General features: G+C 72.0%; 18 protein-coding genes. 8 read left to right on the top strand and 10 right to left on the bottom strand.

Annotation, left to right across the window (positions count from 1 at the left end; genetic code table 11):
• Window positions 1-6: 6 nt before the first annotated feature.
• The 4 genes from C5H89_RS06375 to C5H89_RS06360 form a co-directional block, all read right to left on the bottom strand.
• On the bottom strand, window positions 7-1,197 hold the full coding sequence (locus C5H89_RS06375) for a hypothetical protein (RefSeq protein ID WP_162799256.1): 1,191 nt from the start codon (window positions 1,195-1,197) through the stop codon (window positions 7-9).
• Window positions 1,190-1,687, bottom strand: coding sequence for a SigE family RNA polymerase sigma factor (locus C5H89_RS06370; protein ID WP_104106218.1), 498 nt, complete (start codon window positions 1,685-1,687; stop codon window positions 1,190-1,192). Before C5H89_RS06370 ends, C5H89_RS06375 begins: the two co-directional genes overlap by 8 nt.
• 98 nt (window positions 1,688-1,785) lie before the next feature.
• Window positions 1,786-2,385, bottom strand: coding sequence for a GNAT family N-acetyltransferase (locus tag C5H89_RS06365; RefSeq protein ID WP_104106217.1), 600 nt, complete (start codon window positions 2,383-2,385; stop codon window positions 1,786-1,788).
• A 36-nt stretch (window positions 2,386-2,421) separates the two neighbouring features.
• Window positions 2,422-2,922: a hypothetical protein gene (locus tag C5H89_RS06360; protein ID WP_104106216.1), complete on the bottom strand. Its 501-nt coding sequence runs from the start codon at window positions 2,920-2,922 to the stop codon at window positions 2,422-2,424.
• A 94-nt stretch (window positions 2,923-3,016) separates the two neighbouring features.
• Here C5H89_RS06360 and C5H89_RS06355 point away from each other — a divergent pair, with 94 nt between their 5' ends.
• The gene (locus C5H89_RS06355) at window positions 3,017-3,646 is read left to right on the top strand and encodes a hypothetical protein (RefSeq protein WP_104106215.1); all 630 of its coding nucleotides are present in this window, start codon (window positions 3,017-3,019) and stop codon (window positions 3,644-3,646) included.
• Between the two features lie 116 nt (window positions 3,647-3,762).
• Here C5H89_RS06355 and C5H89_RS06350 read toward each other — a convergent pair whose 3' ends face one another.
• The gene (locus C5H89_RS06350) at window positions 3,763-4,218 is read right to left on the bottom strand and encodes a VOC family protein (protein WP_104106214.1); all 456 of its coding nucleotides are present in this window, start codon (window positions 4,216-4,218) and stop codon (window positions 3,763-3,765) included.
• Between the two features lie 110 nt (window positions 4,219-4,328).
• Here C5H89_RS06350 and C5H89_RS06345 point away from each other — a divergent pair, with 110 nt between their 5' ends.
• Entirely contained in the window at window positions 4,329-4,601 is a 273-nt protein-coding gene (locus C5H89_RS06345) for an SHOCT domain-containing protein (protein WP_104106213.1), read from the top strand.
• Window positions 4,602-4,638: 37 nt separating this feature from the next.
• Here C5H89_RS06345 and C5H89_RS06340 read toward each other — a convergent pair whose 3' ends face one another.
• Window positions 4,639-5,415, bottom strand: a complete 777-nt coding sequence (locus C5H89_RS06340; protein WP_104106243.1) for an MBL fold metallo-hydrolase — start codon at window positions 5,413-5,415, stop codon at window positions 4,639-4,641.
• Between the two features lie 45 nt (window positions 5,416-5,460).
• The gene (locus C5H89_RS06335; RefSeq protein WP_205304895.1) at window positions 5,461-6,294 is read right to left on the bottom strand and encodes a helix-turn-helix domain-containing protein; all 834 of its coding nucleotides are present in this window, start codon (window positions 6,292-6,294) and stop codon (window positions 5,461-5,463) included.
• An 87-nt stretch (window positions 6,295-6,381) separates the two neighbouring features.
• On the opposite strand from C5H89_RS06335, the gene C5H89_RS06330 reads away from it, so the two are divergent.
• The 6 genes from C5H89_RS06330 to C5H89_RS06305 all read left to right on the top strand — a co-directional run bounded on the left by C5H89_RS06330 (window position 6,382) and on the right by C5H89_RS06305 (window position 10,763).
• The gene (locus C5H89_RS06330; protein ID WP_104106242.1) at window positions 6,382-6,903 is read left to right on the top strand and encodes a VOC family protein; all 522 of its coding nucleotides are present in this window, start codon (window positions 6,382-6,384) and stop codon (window positions 6,901-6,903) included.
• A gap of 86 nt (window positions 6,904-6,989) precedes the next feature.
• Window positions 6,990-7,580, top strand: a complete 591-nt coding sequence (locus C5H89_RS06325; protein WP_104106211.1) for a hypothetical protein — start codon at window positions 6,990-6,992, stop codon at window positions 7,578-7,580.
• The gene (locus C5H89_RS06320) at window positions 7,580-8,089 is read left to right on the top strand and encodes an RNA polymerase sigma factor (protein ID WP_104106210.1); all 510 of its coding nucleotides are present in this window, start codon (window positions 7,580-7,582) and stop codon (window positions 8,087-8,089) included. The genes C5H89_RS06325 and C5H89_RS06320 overlap by 1 nt, the downstream gene beginning before the upstream one ends.
• Before the next feature lie 76 nt (window positions 8,090-8,165).
• On the top strand, window positions 8,166-9,455 hold the full coding sequence (locus tag C5H89_RS06315) for an HNH endonuclease signature motif containing protein (protein WP_104106209.1): 1,290 nt from the start codon (window positions 8,166-8,168) through the stop codon (window positions 9,453-9,455).
• Between the two features lie 145 nt (window positions 9,456-9,600).
• Window positions 9,601-10,230, top strand: coding sequence for a hypothetical protein (locus tag C5H89_RS06310; protein WP_104106208.1), 630 nt, complete (start codon window positions 9,601-9,603; stop codon window positions 10,228-10,230).
• Entirely contained in the window at window positions 10,227-10,763 is a 537-nt protein-coding gene (locus tag C5H89_RS06305) for a sigma-70 family RNA polymerase sigma factor (protein ID WP_104106207.1), read from the top strand. Before C5H89_RS06310 ends, C5H89_RS06305 begins: the two co-directional genes overlap by 4 nt.
• Window positions 10,764-10,834: 71 nt before the next feature.
• Here the strand turns inward: C5H89_RS06305 and C5H89_RS06300 are convergent, their stop codons facing one another.
• The 3 genes from C5H89_RS06300 to C5H89_RS06290 form a co-directional block, all read right to left on the bottom strand.
• Window positions 10,835-11,389, bottom strand: coding sequence for a DsbA family protein (locus tag C5H89_RS06300; RefSeq protein WP_205304894.1), 555 nt, complete (start codon window positions 11,387-11,389; stop codon window positions 10,835-10,837).
• Window positions 11,386-12,741, bottom strand: a complete 1,356-nt coding sequence (locus tag C5H89_RS06295; RefSeq protein ID WP_240181738.1) for a cytochrome P450 — start codon at window positions 12,739-12,741, stop codon at window positions 11,386-11,388. Before C5H89_RS06295 ends, C5H89_RS06300 begins: the two co-directional genes overlap by 4 nt.
• 216 nt (window positions 12,742-12,957) lie before the next feature.
• The coding region (locus C5H89_RS06290; protein ID WP_162799255.1) for a DUF6297 family protein at window positions 12,958-14,423 on the bottom strand (1,466 nt) is incomplete at its 5' end.

The raw sequence follows: 14,423 nt of genomic DNA, 5'->3' as shown, positions 1-14,423 counted from the left end.
CCGCGGTCAGCCAGGATCCACGGCGCGTAGCGCACCTTGGGCGAACACCACCGACGCCTCCACCGGGAGCGCGGTCGAGGTGACGATCGACAGGTCGCCGCCTGCCGGGTCCCAGGCCACCAGTCGGAAGCCGTCGACCCGGCGTCCGATGGCGGCGACCCGCAGCAGGACCGTCCCGTCGTCGGCCAGCGCGACGGGACCCAGCCCCCAGTTGCTGTAGTTGCCGTCGTAGTCCAGCACCGGGAGTCGGAACTGCGGGGTCAGTGTCTGGCGGTCGGCGACCACCACCGAGAACGCCTGATCGTCGTACGTCGTGCCCACCACGGTGTCCTCGTCGGCCTCGATCCGCAGGAGTGGGCCGGTGCGGTCCATGCTCACTTCGCGTGGAGTGCCGCCGGCGTAGTCGGTGAGCACGTTGCCGGCGGGGTCCAGTGTCGTGGACACCCCAGCGGGGACGGACATCTCCTCCGCCTCGCCGGAGTCGATCGCCACGGCGTAGGTCTGCGAGCCGCTGCTGAACAGCAGCGTCTCCTCGTCGAGCAACATCCACCCGGCGTCGTCCCGGGGCTCGAACCCCGCGGGCGGCTCCAGCGTCCGGCTGCTGCCGGTGGCGAGGTCGTGCACCGTCACGCCGATGTCGTACACCCCGACCCTGTCGTCGTAGCCGTAGTAGACCGCGAGCCGGGTGCCCTGGGGGCTGAGGGACACCACGGGGTACCGCCCGTCGATCGGCACCGTGCGCCACTCGCCGCCAGTGCCGAGCACCTGGGCCAGGCCGTCCTGCTCGACCGCCAGGACCGCGGGACCGACCGGGTCGTCACTCAGGGCCGGGGACGAGGCGGGCGGGTCGATCACGTCCGGGAACGCGGGTGCGATCCGGTCCGGAGCCGCGGGCAGCTGGTCGACGTCGCGCGGGTCCCACTGCGGCCACACCTTCTCCGCCGAGCCGGTCGCCGAGGGCGACGGCGTACTCGTCGGGGTCTGGTCCGACGGTGGGGCAGGCGCAAGCCTGTCCCCGCGGTCGGCGACCTGGATGCCGACGACGACCGTCGCGACCAGGGCTGCGGTGACGACCGCGGCGGCCGCGCCCCGGCGACGGGTACGGCGGCGCCTCGCGGTATCCCATGCCACCTGCTCGAGCCGAGGGCTCTCGATGCGGTCGGTGGCGCGGGCCATCAGCTCGTGGAGCTCACTCATGGGGTCCTCCGGTCAGGTCGAGCAGCTCCGGCGCGCCGGTGCGCAGGCGGGCGAGGGCGGCGGCGTTCTGGCTCTTGACGGTGCCGACGCTGACGCCGAGGATCTCCGCGGTCTCCCGCTCGGACAGGTCGTCGAGGTGGCGCAGCACCAGCACCGCCCGCTGGGCCGGAGTGAGCCGCATCAGGGCCCGCCGGATGACGAGACCGGTGACCGGATCGCTGCTGACCTCCTCGTGCGCCGAGTCGTCGGGCACCGCGCCGGTCGTCTCGCGGCGCCGCCGCCACCAGGTCACGTTGTCGTGCACGACGATCCTGCGGGCGTACGCCGTCGGATTGCCGTCGCGGAGCTTGGGCCAGCGCAGCGCCACCTTGACTAGCGCCTCCTGGACCAGGTCCTGGGCGCGGTGCAGGTCCCCGGTCAACAGGTACGCCGAGCGCAGCAGGGACCGCTGGCACCCGGCCGCCCACTCGGTGAACTCCTGATCATCCACGCGCTGCTCCGCCTCGGTCGGGACCCCTGTCCGTGGAACCTGTCACCTTTGGGACGCTTCGGCTACCGGCCCAGGTTGGGGCGACTTCCACGGCCTGGCTAGAAGTCGATGCGCATCACGACGCGGCGGGGTGTGGGCCTGCTGACCTCGCGGAGCCCGGCGGCAGCGAACGTGTCGTAGGTGCCGACGTGGAGCTCTTCCGCGATCGCGCCCGCAGTGGTGCGAACCGGGTAGCTCTCCAGGGCCCGGGCGCCGCCTGCTCGGGCAAAGTCCACGGCAGCTCGGGCCAACGCGCGGCTCACCCCACGGCGGCGGAACCCGGCCCGAGTGAAGAGACAGGTCACCGCCCACACATGCTCGTCGTCGGGGTCCTCCGAGCGACCCACCCAGGGCACTTTGTAGGCGCGCACCAGGCCGTCGTACCTGGAGCGCGGCTCGACCGCGCACCAGCCGACGGGCTCGTCGGCGAGGTAGGCCACCAGGCCACTGGTCGCGCTCGATCCTGGGTCATCGCAGTTGGTCTGCTCACGCAGACGATCCGCGCGTACTTCGGTCGGCACCGAGGCGAACGACTCGCGCGGCGCGAGCTTGTACCGCTGGCACTGACACCGCGACGCCGCGCCTCGCGTTCCGAAGACCGCCTCTAGGTCCTCGCAGCGTGCTTCGTTGGCGGGCACTACGGCAACGTCGGCGTCCATCCCGGCAATCCTGTCACCGTTCAACGCGCCGCGCCATCAGCAAGCCGGTGCACCCGCCGCGCCGCCAGAGTCACGGTTCGCTGCTCGATGCAGCATCAGTCCCAGACCGATCAGGACAGGGACATCGTCGGGGACAGCGGTGGCAGAGACGTCGATGGTGCCACTCGTCCGCAGCAGGCCACCGAGCTTCAGAGACATCGCCTGGCTGCCGTCGACGTCTTCCCAGGAGAACTGACGCGCCCACACCCCGCTGATCCTGAGTCGATACCGACGGCCACCGACCTCGGCATCACCTCTGCCCATCAGGCCGGTCTCGCGGAACTCACCGACGGCGCTGCCACCGGCGGTTTCGGCAAGCAGAGTGCGCCCCAGCAGACCCGAAGTCGTGAAGGTCAGCCGATCGGGCCCCAGGTTCAGTTGCGCTGAGCGCGTGAGGACACCGTGGAACGTGATGGTGCCTTCGAATCCGCCTTCGTCGACGAGTCTGAGCGAGGAGTCCACGAGCGAGGGCTGTGTCACTGTGATCGTGCGCCTCATGGTTGCTCCTTCTCGGCTGAGTCTGCACATCGGATGCAACCCTCCTCGACGTAGGTGCGTCCAGGCAATGACAACTACCTACGGGGGGCAGAACATGAACGCCAGCACCACCTTGATGGGCACGTCCTTCGCCGCCGCCGCACTGATCGCGGTCACGCTCGTGCCGGCCACCACGGCGGGCGCCGACGCGGGAACGGTCAGCGAGGAGCGCGCCGCTGCGGCACGGACCAAGCTCACGTTCACGGTCGAGGATTGCGAGGGTTGTGAGATCCAGCTGACCAGCGCGCTCGGCACCATCGCCCAGGCCAACGCCGGCAAGGTCGACATCTGGAGCTCGAAGACCCGCACCGTTCAGGACGGCTCGGTCACCTTCAACATCGCAACCAAGCGCACCCGGGGCCTGTCCGTGGCCGTCCGCGCGCCGTGGGAGGGCCACACGGGCTACCGCACGACCGTGGCCTGGCGCTACAACGGCATGGTCCAGGGCGACCCCGTCACCTTGGAGCAAGCCGTGACGAAGAAGAAGGCCTCCGCCTGCTGGGAAGGCGTGCGCAGCCGGAAGGTCACCGTGCCGCTGGTCGTGGAGAAGGTCCGGGTCGCCGGCGTGCAGAAGAAGGTCAACGGCAGCATCGCGTTCGTGCCCACCACGCAGAGCTGGCTGCGCCCGATGCGCGAGGTCTGGGACGGCGTCCTGGGCTCCCAGGACGTCAACATCTGCCACTGATCCGTCGCGGTCGGATCAGCGGATACGCCGCCGAGCGAAACTGGCGACTTGATGCGGGCTGGTGCGCCGGGCCAGCAGGAAGCAACGGCGGCCGGGGTGCTCGGTGGACACCCGGTTCAGGTCGATGCTGCTGGCGGCGGCTGCTTGAGCGCCTCGGCCAGCATCAGGATGATCCCGCTAGGTCCGCGGACGTAGGTGAGCTTGTACGCGTCCTGGTACGTCGCCACTCCACGCAGCGGGTGGCACCCGTGGTTCGCGGCGATCTCGAGCGCCGCATCGAGGTCGTCGACCGAGAAGGCCACCCGGTGCATGCCGATCTCGTGCGGCTGAGTGGGCTCGGTCTCGATGGCCTCGGGGTGGAGGTATTCGAAGAGCTCCAGCCGACCCTGGCCGTCCGGGGTCTGGAGCATGGCGATCTTGGCGTGGTTGCCGTCGAGGCCGACGGCGGTGTCCGTCCACTCTCCACTGACCGTGTCACGTCCCAGGACGGTGAGGCCGAGGTCGGTGAAGAAGGCGATCGTCGCGTCGAGGTCGCGCACGGCGATCCCGACGTTCTCCAGCTTGATAACCATGCCTGGCACGCTATTCGAGTCGGCGCTTCAGTCAAGGCCTCCCGGACACCCGTCTAATTCCGGTTGTCTGACTCCTCGTCGCGGGGTGCGGGGATCGCTACTCTCGGCGCATGGCGATCCGCGGGCGCGTGCTGGGCGGTCAGTACGTGAACGCAACGGTCACGCTCAACTTCAAGGGTGAGCTCGGCCCCCACCTGGGCCTGCGGAAGCTGCCGAAGCTGACCTCAGCTGCGGTCGCCCGGTGGGAGCGCCTCGACCCGGACTGGCAGCCACGGCCCGGGTACGACGTACTGCCGGCCTGGATCGGCAGGTCGGCGGACCAGGGCATCCTGACTGAAGCCGAGTTCGCGGCGAAGAAGACCGAGCTGCTGGCCCGCCTATGAGCCAGCTCCACGCGGGAGTCCTCCTGCTGCTCGCCCGTCACAGCGTGACGGTCTGGCCACGCCGCACGGTCCGCACCCGGTCGCCGTACCCCGCCTGCTGGGCACGCCGTTCGAAGTCCGCCAGCGGGGAGCGGAAGACCCCGTAGTCGTCGTAGTGCACCGGGATCGCCGTCTTCGGCTGCACCCGTTGCAGGAAGTCCAGCCCCTGCACGTCGTCCATGGTCACGGTGTGGAACAGCACCCGGGTGCCGCCCAGGTGCACCACCGCCACGTCGATCTCCGGGTGGCGCCGCGCGATCTCGCTGAGGTGGTCGCCGGTCAGGGTGTCGCCGCTGACGTAGACCCGGCGGCTCACCTCGCCGCCGACGCGGTGGGTGAGCAGGCTCCCCATCACCGGCGGCAGCAGGGCGCCCATCACCCCGCGGGCGTGGATCCCGGGCAGCGACTCCACCGTGAGGGTCTCGTCGTCACGGGTCAGGGTCTCGGACTCCCAGGTGCGCAGGCCGCGGGCGTCGAAGTCCCAGCTGCGCAGCTTGCGCGCCGCCTTCTCCGTGGTCAGCACCGGTTGCGCCCGGGCCAGCTCGTGCCGGGCGATCCGGTCGAAGTGGTCCCCGTGCAGGTGCGAGAGGACCACCGCGTCCAGCGGCGGCAGGTCGCCGGGCTGCATGGTCGGCTCCGTGAGGCGCTTGCTCCACAGGCCCTTGCCCAGGTAGGCGCGCTGTCCCTGGTGCAGGAAGTTGGGGTCGGTGAGCAGGGTGAAGGAGCCGAGCCGGATCAGGGTGGTGGCGGTGCCGATGAACGTCAGCGTGTCCATGGCGCGCCCCGTACCCAGCCGCGCCGCCGGCATGACCCGGTGGGACTAGGAATCTCCGGGAGACTCCCGGTGCTGGCTGCGGTAGGAGCTCGGGGTGAAGCCGAGCACGGTGCGGAAGTCGCCCGCCAGGTGCGCCTGGTCGGCGTACCCCAGGTCGGCGGCGACCGCGGCGAGGTCAGTGGTCGGCTCGCTGCGGAGCAGCTCGACGGCCTCCTGGAGGCGCCGCCGCCGGATCATCGCGGCTGGCGACAGGCCGACGTACTGGACGGCGAGGCGCTGCACGCTGCGCACCGAGACCCCCAGCCGGTCGGCCACCTGCTCCACCCGCAGCAGTTCGGGGTCGCCGTCGATGAGGTCCGTCATCGCGTTGGCGAGCAGCGCTGCTTCGTCGGTCCCGGCCAGGCTCGGTCCCCGGTCGGCCAGCCAGCCGGCGAAGGCGTCCACCGCTCGCTGCCGCCGCGTCTCGGGCGCCAGGTCGCCGGTCATGGCGGCGGCCACCGGCGCGTGCAGGTCCGGCAGGTCCAGCCTCAGGTAGTCGTCGCGCAGCGCTCCCGGGGTACCGGTCACCAGAGGTACGGCGGCCGGCCGCAGCAGCGCCCCCACCGCCCAGCCGCGGCCGGTCAGGTCGCGGTGGGAGGCGCGCGTGGTGGGACCCGCGAGCGCCACGAACCCCGGCTCGACCACCAGGTTGCTGGCCGGGAACGAGATCACGTGCTGCCGCGAGCTCCGCCCCGGCGCCAGGTCCCACTCGGGGATCCAGAACCACCGCACCAGGTGTGCCACGGCGTCCGGCGGAGGCAGCCGGTGAAACGACGGCAAGGACGCGGGATACAGCACTCCCCGGCCGTCGTGCTGCGGGTCCTCCACAGGCTTGTCCACAGGTCTGAGCCTAGGACGTCTCTCGAGAGACCTGGTTGTCGCGAATCTTCAAGCCGGTTGGCGAGGAGCGCCCCTAGCGTCGTGGACATGACCTCTACCAACGACACTCAGCAGCACGCTGCTCCCCGGGCCGCGCACGGCACGCACACCGAGCACGGGATCCCGCACGGCTCGACCAGCATCACCCCGTTCCTCTGCGTCCCGGACGCTCGCGGGGCCATCGACTTCTACCGGGACGTCTTCGGCGCCCGCGTCGTGGACGTGACCGAGATGGGCGGCCGGGTCGCGCACGCGGTCCTCGACTTCGGCCACGGCATGCTGCAGCTCGGTGAGCCGGCACCGGACTACCACCTCGTGGCACCTCCCGCGGGCGACGACGACTGCTACTCGATGGGGCTCTACTGCGCCGACGTCGACGCGGTGGTCGCCCGGGCCGAGGCGTCCGGCGCGGTGGTCCGGGAGCCGCTGAGCACCTTCGTCTCCGGCGACCGGTTCGCCAGCATCCGCGACCCGTTCGGGGTGCGGTGGTCGGTGCTGACCCGGGTGGAGGACCTCTCCGAGGACCAGAGCGCGGCGCGGGTCGCGGAGTGGGCGGCGCAGCAGGGCTGAGGCGCTGCGGCGACATCTGGTTGGACGATCGGGCACCCTCGGTACATGTACGTGGTGATCACCCCCACCACAGCGGAGGACCCACCATGACGCCATTCGACGAGCGACTCGCCCGTTCCGCACCCCAGCTGCCTGCCGACACGACAGAGCTCGACCGCGAGCTCGGGCTGGTCATCGCGGCGGCCGAGGAGCAGGCGTCCCGGCGCCGCACCCGGCGTACCTGGGTGGGGGTCGCCGTCTTGGTGGCTGTCGGAGCGACCGGCGTGGGCGGGGCGGCCGCGGCCGGCAACCTGACGTGGTTCGACGGAGCCTGGTCTCGTGGCACGGTGACCACGTCGACGGGCGCGGAGTGCGACGTGATGTTCGACGCCAAGCCGCTGGTGGACCCCGCCCACCCAGTCGCAGCCCCGGCCCGGGCTGCCGCTGTGACCGCGGCGCGGGACTTCCTCGCCGGCCTCGACGTGGCGAGCATCGACCTCGAGGCGGCGATCCGCGAGCTGCCGCCCAGAAGCACCACCGACAGCGAGACTGGTCCCGCAACCAGCGTCGAGGACCACGAGACCCTGGCGCTGATGACCGCGGTCGAGCAGCGGGTCGCCGCGGAGCTCGCACGTCAGGAGCTGCCCGCGCACGCCGTCAGCATCTGGATGGGCTCCTCCTGCGCGGACACCCAGTAGTGCGCCCCCGTGACACCGCCGCGGCTCGGGCCGCCTTGCGGGACGCCTCGAGGGACCTGCTGGCCTACTTCGTGCGCAGGGTGACGTCGCCCGAGGACGCCGCCGACCTCCTCGGCGAGACGATGCTGACCGCCTGGCGGCGCATCGACAAGCTGCCCGAGACGCCCGAGCGGCAGCGCATGTGGCTGTTCGTCATCGCCGCCCACACCCTGAGCAACCATCGGCGTACGGCGCGACGCCGACTCGAGCTCACCGAGCGGCTGCGCACGTTGCTGGGCGCCGCGGCCAACCCTGCGGACATCCCCCCGGACACCGAGGGGTCGTACGCCGTCCGCGACGCCGTGCTGCGTCTGCCCCAGCCTCAGCGCGAGCTGGTGATGCTCGTGCACTGGGACGGGTTCACCATCGTGGAGGCGGCGGAGCTGCTCGGGCTCAACGCCTCCACCGCGCGCAGTCGCTACGCGGCCGCGCGCGCCGCGCTCCGGGAAGCGCTGGTGGAGGCGGTCTGAGAAGTTCCCCAAATCGGGGGAACGTCTGTTCGAATAAAGGCGCAGAACTGTCGGTGGGCCGCTCTAGGTTTGAGTCATGACCTGGTCCGCGCCCTCCACCGAGACCCACCCGGTGCTGGGCTGCGCGGTCGTGGTGACCCAGGCCGTGGAGTCCGTCGCGGACGTCGACCCGGTCTTCATGAGCACCGGCGACAAGGAGCGGGCTCTCGTCGACCTGGCTCGCGCCCGCGACCTGGTGGAGGCGCTCTGGCTGCGGGTGGTCGACTCCGCCGACGACGTCGCCGAGCTCTCCGGCGCCAAGGACGTGGCGGCGTGGCTGGCCGCCAACGCCAAGCTCGACCGCGGGGTCGCCGTGGGCGCCCAGCGCCTGGCGGCCTCCCTGGACCGGGACTGGACGGCCACCGGTACGGCGGTGCAGTCCGGCGCCGTCTCCGTCCCGCAGGCCCGGGTGATCACCAGGTGCCTCGACGACCTGGCGACAGCCGGGCGCGAGCACCCGGACTGCGCAGTGTCCCCCGAGGTGCTGCACCTGGCCGAGGCCAAGCTGGTCGAGCTGGCCCAGCTGCACTCCCCCTCCGAGCTGCGTCGACTCGGGGAGAAGATCCTCTCCGTCGTCGCGCCCGAGGTCGCGGAGGAGGCAGAGCGTCGCCAGCTCGAGGCGGCGGAGCGCAAGTCGTCCGCGGCGACCCGATTGTTCATCCGACGCCGGGGTGATGGGTCCACCGATGTCTCGGCCCGGGTGCCCGACGCTGTCGCGGCGCGGCTGCGGACCTACCTCGACGCGTTCACCTCCCCGCGCACCGACCAGGGGCCCCGCAGCGCGGTGCTCGATCCGGCGACCGGCACCAAGCTGCCGTTCGACCGACTCCAGGGGGAGGCGTTCTGCGCCCTGCTGGAGTGCCTGCCCGCCGACGTGATGCCGCTGCACGGCGGATCGGCCACGTCGGTGGTCGTGACCATCGACTTCGAGAAGCTGCGCGACGGCGTCGGCGAGGGGGTGACCCTGGACGGCACCCGGGTCACCGCCGAGCACGCCCGCAAGCTGGCCTGCAACGCCGGCATCATCCCGGCGGTCCTCGGGACGGACTCGGAGGTGCTGGACCTGGGTCGGCGCAGCCGGTTCTTCACCAAGGCGCAGCGCCTCAAGGAGGCCCTCGAGCACCCCAGCTGCCGGGCCCACGGCTGCTCGGTCCCCGCGACGTTCTGCGAGGCGCACCACTGGCGCACCCCGTGGAGCAAGGGCGGCACCAGCGACCGCGGCGACATCAAGCTGCTCTGTCCCTGGCACCACCATCGGGCGCACGACACCAGCTACCTGACCAAGCACCATCCGGACGGCAGCGTGCGGTTCCACAAGCGGCGGTAGGCCGGACCAACCAAGGTCTGCCGGACTCTTGCCCCGGCCCGTTCCCCGCCGGCCCCCAGCGGTGAAGCTTGGCATTCCGCAGATCCGCTGGACAGTAGGTGCTGTGCTGGACATGTAGGGGTTGAAGCCCACCGAAGGAGACCCCGTGGACCTCGACGACCTGCTTGCCCGTGCGGCACCTCCCCTGGCAGCGCGCACCCCAGCCCTCGATGACGACCTGCGCGGGCTCGTGCGCGAGAGCGAGCCGCCAGCACGTTCTCCCAGGCGGCTCCGCCTCGCGGTCAGCGCGGGCGTGGCAGCGAGCGTCCTGGGCCTTGGGGTCGCCGGCGCGGCCGTGGCGATGAACCAGGGAGCGCTGTGGTTCACCACCACCAGCTCCGGAGACGCCTGCGAGATGGAGTTCGACGTACAGCCGGTGGGCCCGCAAGACGCCGCCAGTGGTGAGCCCGCCACCATCCTCCAGGGGCGAACGGCGTGGCCGAGTCCAGCGGAGCAGGAGCAGGTCGCTGAGGAAGCCCGCGCCTACCTGTCCTCCTACGACTTCGACGCCGTCGACCGCGAGGCCGCGATGAAGGAGTACGACGCCGAGCAACGGCGCATCATCGCGCGGGCCGCTCCCGGCGAAGCCCAGCCTTCGCTGATCGGGGACGACCTCGAGATGCATGCGGTGTGGCGCGGGGTTTTGCAGGACCTGGGCGCTCATCTCGAAGGTCTGGGGATGGACCCGTTCGTGGTGAACGTTGGCGTCGGCAGCTCCCTCGGGTGCACCGAATGAGCGCCGACTCTCTGCGAGCGGCCCTCGAGGGGACCGCCGCGGACCTGTTGGCCTACTTCGAGCGCCGGGTACTGGTCCGTGAGGACGCGGCCGACCTCCTGGCCGAGGTCATGCTGCAGGCGTGGAGACGGGTCGACCAGTTGCCCGAGGCTGCGGAGCGACGGCGGATGTGGCTGTTCACCATCGCCGCCCACGTGCTTTCCAACCAACGCCGGGCGTCACGGCGTCGTACCGCGCTCGCCGAGCGGGTGAGGCACCACCTGACGGAGTCACACATCCCCGACCACGCCGAGGCGCTGTCGGTCCAAGCCGCCGTGCGTGACCTGGCGGCCGCACATCGGGAACTGATCATGCTGGTCCACTGGGACGGGCTGTCCCTGGCCGAGGCGGCTGAACTGCTCGGCCTGAACCCGTCCACGGCCCGCAGCCGGTATTCGGCTGCTCGGCAGGCACTGCGTGTGGCACTGGCAGAGATCGCCGAGGGCGCCGTCGTCGCCGTGCCAGCGGCGGCCCGGGGCGCCGCCGCTGAGTGATCGATTCGCCCGGGAACACGACCAAAGGCGAACGCGCGTCGCGCGCGCATGGCTCGCGTCAGGTCTCGCGATCAGGCGCCGCACCCGCACGAGCCGCAGGCGCCGCCGCACGCCGAGGCGGTGCGCTCCTCGGGCGTCTCGTTCTCGTGGTCGCGCGCGTAGTTGAGCGCGGAGAGGTAGACCGCAGTCGGCTGCGCGCCGCCCACGCCGTACTTGCGGTCGATCACCAGGTACGGCGCCTCGGCGAAGCCGATCTGCGCGGCGGTGGCCTCGTCGACGCGTACGTCGTACCCGTGCTGGTCGGAGTCGAGCAGGGCCTCGGCGGCCACCGGGTCCAGCCCAGCCTCGCCCGCGAGACGCAGCAGCACGGCCCGGTCGGTGGAGGACTCCTCCTCGGTGACGAAGGACTTCATCATCAGCTCGCGGGCGACGTCGCCGCGGCCGGTCGTGCCGGCGAGGTGCAGCAGCCGGTGCGCGTCGTACGTGCTGGGCCGGTCCACCTGGTAGGAGTGCCAGACGATCTGCACGTCGTCGGAGTGCTCCCACTCCGCCAGCGCGGACTCCCAGGCGACCTTGGCGAGATAGCTGTCGAGATGGGCCACGTCGGCCCAGATGTCGATGATCACCCCAGAACGGTACGCCGGACCTCCTCGTCGGGGCTGATCGAAGCCGGCTGCAGCCGCACCGGAAGGCGCGAGTAGCCGCGCAGGATGCGGGTGGTGCGGCGCCGGGCGCCCGGTACGACGGCCAGGTCGGGGAACCGGTCGAACAGCACGCGCAGCCCGACCTCGCCCTCCATCCGGGCCAGGGTCGCGCCCAGGCAGTGGTGCCGGCCGGAGGAGAACGACTGGTGCTCCCGGGCGTTGGCGCGCGCGACGTCGAACCGTTCGGGGTCGTCGAAGATCTTGGGGTCGCGGTTGGCGCCGGCGAGCAGGGTGGTGACCAGGGTGCCCGAGCGGATCCGGCGGCCCGCGATCTCGGTGTCCTCGGCGGCCTGCCGGGCGGTGAGCAGCACCGGCGGGTCCAGCCGCAGCACCTCCTCGACCGCGTTGGGCCACAGCTCCGGCTCGCGTCGCAGCCGCTCCAGCTGGTCGGGGTTGTCGTGCAGCAGCCGCACCCCGTTGCCGAGCAGGTTGACCGTGGTCTCGAAGCCAGCCACCAGGACCAGGCCGGCGGTGGCGCGCAGCTCCTCCTCGCTCAGCCCGACGCCGTCCTCCTGGGCCCGGAGCAGCTGGCTCATCAGGTCCTGGCCGGGGTGACGCCGCAGCTCGGCCAGGTGGCTGGTGAGCCAGGCGTCGAACTCCCGCAGCGCCTTGTCGACCGTGCGGAACTCGTGCCAGGAGAGCCCGAGGTCGAGGCTGGCGGCGGCCGCGGAGCCCAGCTCCAGCACCCGCGGGCGGTCCGCCTCGGGGACGCCGAGCACCTCGCTGATCACCGTCACCGGCAGCTGGCTGCAGTAGGCCGAGACCAGGTCGACGGGCCGGGTCGGGTCGAGCTGGTCGAGCAGGCCGTGGGCGATCTGCTCCACCCGGCCGCGCAGCTGCTCCACCGCGCGCCCGGTGAAGACCCGGGTGACCAGCCGGCGGTAGCGGGTGTGGTCGGGCGGCTCGGTCACCAGCAGCGAGGGCGGCCGGACCGGGTGCATCACGTCGGGGGTGGACCACACCAGCAGCTTGCGCAGCGGGCCCCGGGACGGCTCGGGCAGGCCGGTGACGAAGTACCGGCTGGTCAGCACCTCCTTGACCACGGCGTGGTCGGCGGTCATGTGCGCCAGCCCCGCCCGGTGCAGCGGGCCGGAGGCACGGACCTGCTCGATGATGTCCCAAAGCTCGTCCTCGCCCTGCTCGGCGCCGGCCACCACCAGCTGGCCCTGCAGGTCGCCGCGACGGGCCGCCGTCCGCATCACGAAGCGCGGCAGCCCGTGCGCGACCGCCCAGTGGACGGGGGTCCGCACCCGATTCAGCACGGGGGCACTCACCCGATCCAGCACAGGTGTCCTCACCTGATTCAGCACGGGTGTCCTCACCCGATTCAGCACTGTGGTCCTGGCCCGATCCAGCACAGCTGCTCCTGGGGATGTCGTGTGGCGCTTCCAGCGCGAGAGTACGCCGCCGGGGCGTCCCCCGACAGACCTCCCGCGCCGCGTCTCAGCCCTGGTCCAGGCCCTGACTCAGGCCCTGACTCAAGCACTGACTCAGCGCTCGCGGGTGGCTTGCCACGCCAGGGTGGCCGCGGCCAGCGCAAGGACCGTCGGGTCCGGCCAGACCACCATCAGCACCGCGAGGCCCAGGGCGAGGTCCGGCCCGTGCAGCGCGGCCGCGACGAGGCCGAACGGGAGCGCCCCCATCGGGGTGGAGACCACCACTCCGGGCTCCTGCTTCGGCACGTCGCCGGCGCGCAGCGTCGCCGCGAGGCCGGCGATCGCCAGGTGGGCACCGGCCCAGGCCGGTGCGTCGACCAGGAGCATCGTCGGCACCGCGACGAGGGCGGCTGCCACCGCGGGGACCGGGGTCAGGGCGAGGGTGACGCTCACCGGGGCGAGCGGCACCATGCGTCGCAGCCCGGGAGAGCCCACCCAGGTCCGCAGCCCCTGCCCGGCTCGGCGCGCCGACCAGGAGCTCAGCAGCGCGGCGCTGAGCACCGCGGCGCCGTACCCGAACCCTTCACCGGCGACCAGGCACAGCGGTACGGCGACCACGATGCTGACCACCACCGAACGCCACCGCCGCCGGGTCTGGACCAGGTCGGCGGCGAAGAACGCCGTAGCACCCCGACCGTGGCCGCGCCGGGAGGCGAAGCGGCCGGCGCCCCGGTCGCGGCGGCGACGCTGCAGCTGCACCACCAGGGTGTCGTCCATCATCAGCGCCGATCCGGACACGGCGTCGACCACTTCGCGGCCGCGGGCCAGCTGGACGTCGCTCAGGTCCCCGAGCCGGCCCAGCGCCCGGTACAGCAGCACTGCGTCGAGCAGCATGAGCGCGGCCGGCAGCAGCCACCAGAGCTCGGCGACGCCGTCGGCGGCGCCGGGCTCGGGCATCCCGGCCGCGCCCAGCAGCACCCAGGTAAGGACGACCAGGCCGAGCGCGACTAGCGTGCGGCCCACCGTCCGTCCCGGTTCCCCGACGCCGCGCGCCTCGGCCCGCTGCCGGACCAGGAGCAGCAGCGGTACTCCCGCTCCGACACTCGCGCCGGTGACCAGGGCGAACAGCTGGGCCGGTCCGCTGGGGCTCCCCGCGGCTGACCCCATCACCACCAGGAGCCCGACCACGGTCCCCACCGCGGCGCCGCCGGAGACGACACCCAGCAGCGGGCCGCGCAGCAGCACCGCACGGTCGGCGGTGGTGCCGAGCAGCCAGCGCGCCACGGGCCGCTCCGCCGAGACCGGGCCGACCGCACCGAAGATCAGCACCAGGGCGCCGAGCGCCAGCAGCGCGGTGGCCAGGGCGGCGTACGTCGGGTGCTCCTGCAGGGCGCAAGCTCGGGCGCAGTTGCGGCCCAGGAAGGTCTCGCGGGCGAAGGAGAGCACCCAGACCGAGATCAGCACGGTGCTGAACGCGGTCACGTAGAGGTCGGTGAAGCGCTCGCCGTCCTCGCGGGACGCCGAGCGCACGGCGCGCAGCCGCCGGAGCGCGTCGCGGGCGGCGACGTCGTCCCCGCCCC

Origin of the sequence: Nocardioides sp. 616, from assembly GCF_002930065.1 — a bacterium.
GTDB lineage: Bacteria > Actinomycetota > Actinomycetes > Propionibacteriales > Nocardioidaceae > Nocardioides > Nocardioides houyundeii.
The sequence above is the reverse complement of the archived record's forward strand: the minus strand, read 5'-3'. Positions and strand labels throughout refer to the sequence as shown.

What these genes read in the sequence shown, in the direction of transcription:
- C5H89_RS06375 (WP_162799256.1), bottom strand. Translation starts at nt 1,197, where the DNA reads ATGAGTGAGCTCCACGAGCTGATGGCCCGCGCCACCGACCGCATCGAG.
- C5H89_RS06365 (WP_104106217.1), bottom strand. Translation starts at nt 2,385, where the DNA reads ATGGACGCCGACGTTGCCGTAGTGCCCGCCAACGAAGCACGCTGCGAG.
- C5H89_RS06360 (WP_104106216.1), bottom strand. Translation starts at nt 2,922, where the DNA reads ATGAGGCGCACGATCACAGTGACACAGCCCTCGCTCGTGGACTCCTCG.
- C5H89_RS06355 (WP_104106215.1), top strand. Translation starts at nt 3,017, where the DNA reads ATGAACGCCAGCACCACCTTGATGGGCACGTCCTTCGCCGCCGCCGCA.
- C5H89_RS06350 (WP_104106214.1), bottom strand. Translation starts at nt 4,218, where the DNA reads ATGGTTATCAAGCTGGAGAACGTCGGGATCGCCGTGCGCGACCTCGAC.
- C5H89_RS06345 (WP_104106213.1), top strand. Translation starts at nt 4,329, where the DNA reads ATGGCGATCCGCGGGCGCGTGCTGGGCGGTCAGTACGTGAACGCAACG.
- C5H89_RS06340 (WP_104106243.1), bottom strand. Translation starts at nt 5,415, where the DNA reads ATGGACACGCTGACGTTCATCGGCACCGCCACCACCCTGATCCGGCTC.
- C5H89_RS06330 (WP_104106242.1), top strand. Translation starts at nt 6,382, where the DNA reads ATGACCTCTACCAACGACACTCAGCAGCACGCTGCTCCCCGGGCCGCG.
- C5H89_RS06325 (WP_104106211.1), top strand. Translation starts at nt 6,990, where the DNA reads ATGACGCCATTCGACGAGCGACTCGCCCGTTCCGCACCCCAGCTGCCT.
- C5H89_RS06315 (WP_104106209.1), top strand. Translation starts at nt 8,166, where the DNA reads ATGACCTGGTCCGCGCCCTCCACCGAGACCCACCCGGTGCTGGGCTGC.
- C5H89_RS06305 (WP_104106207.1), top strand. Translation starts at nt 10,227, where the DNA reads ATGAGCGCCGACTCTCTGCGAGCGGCCCTCGAGGGGACCGCCGCGGAC.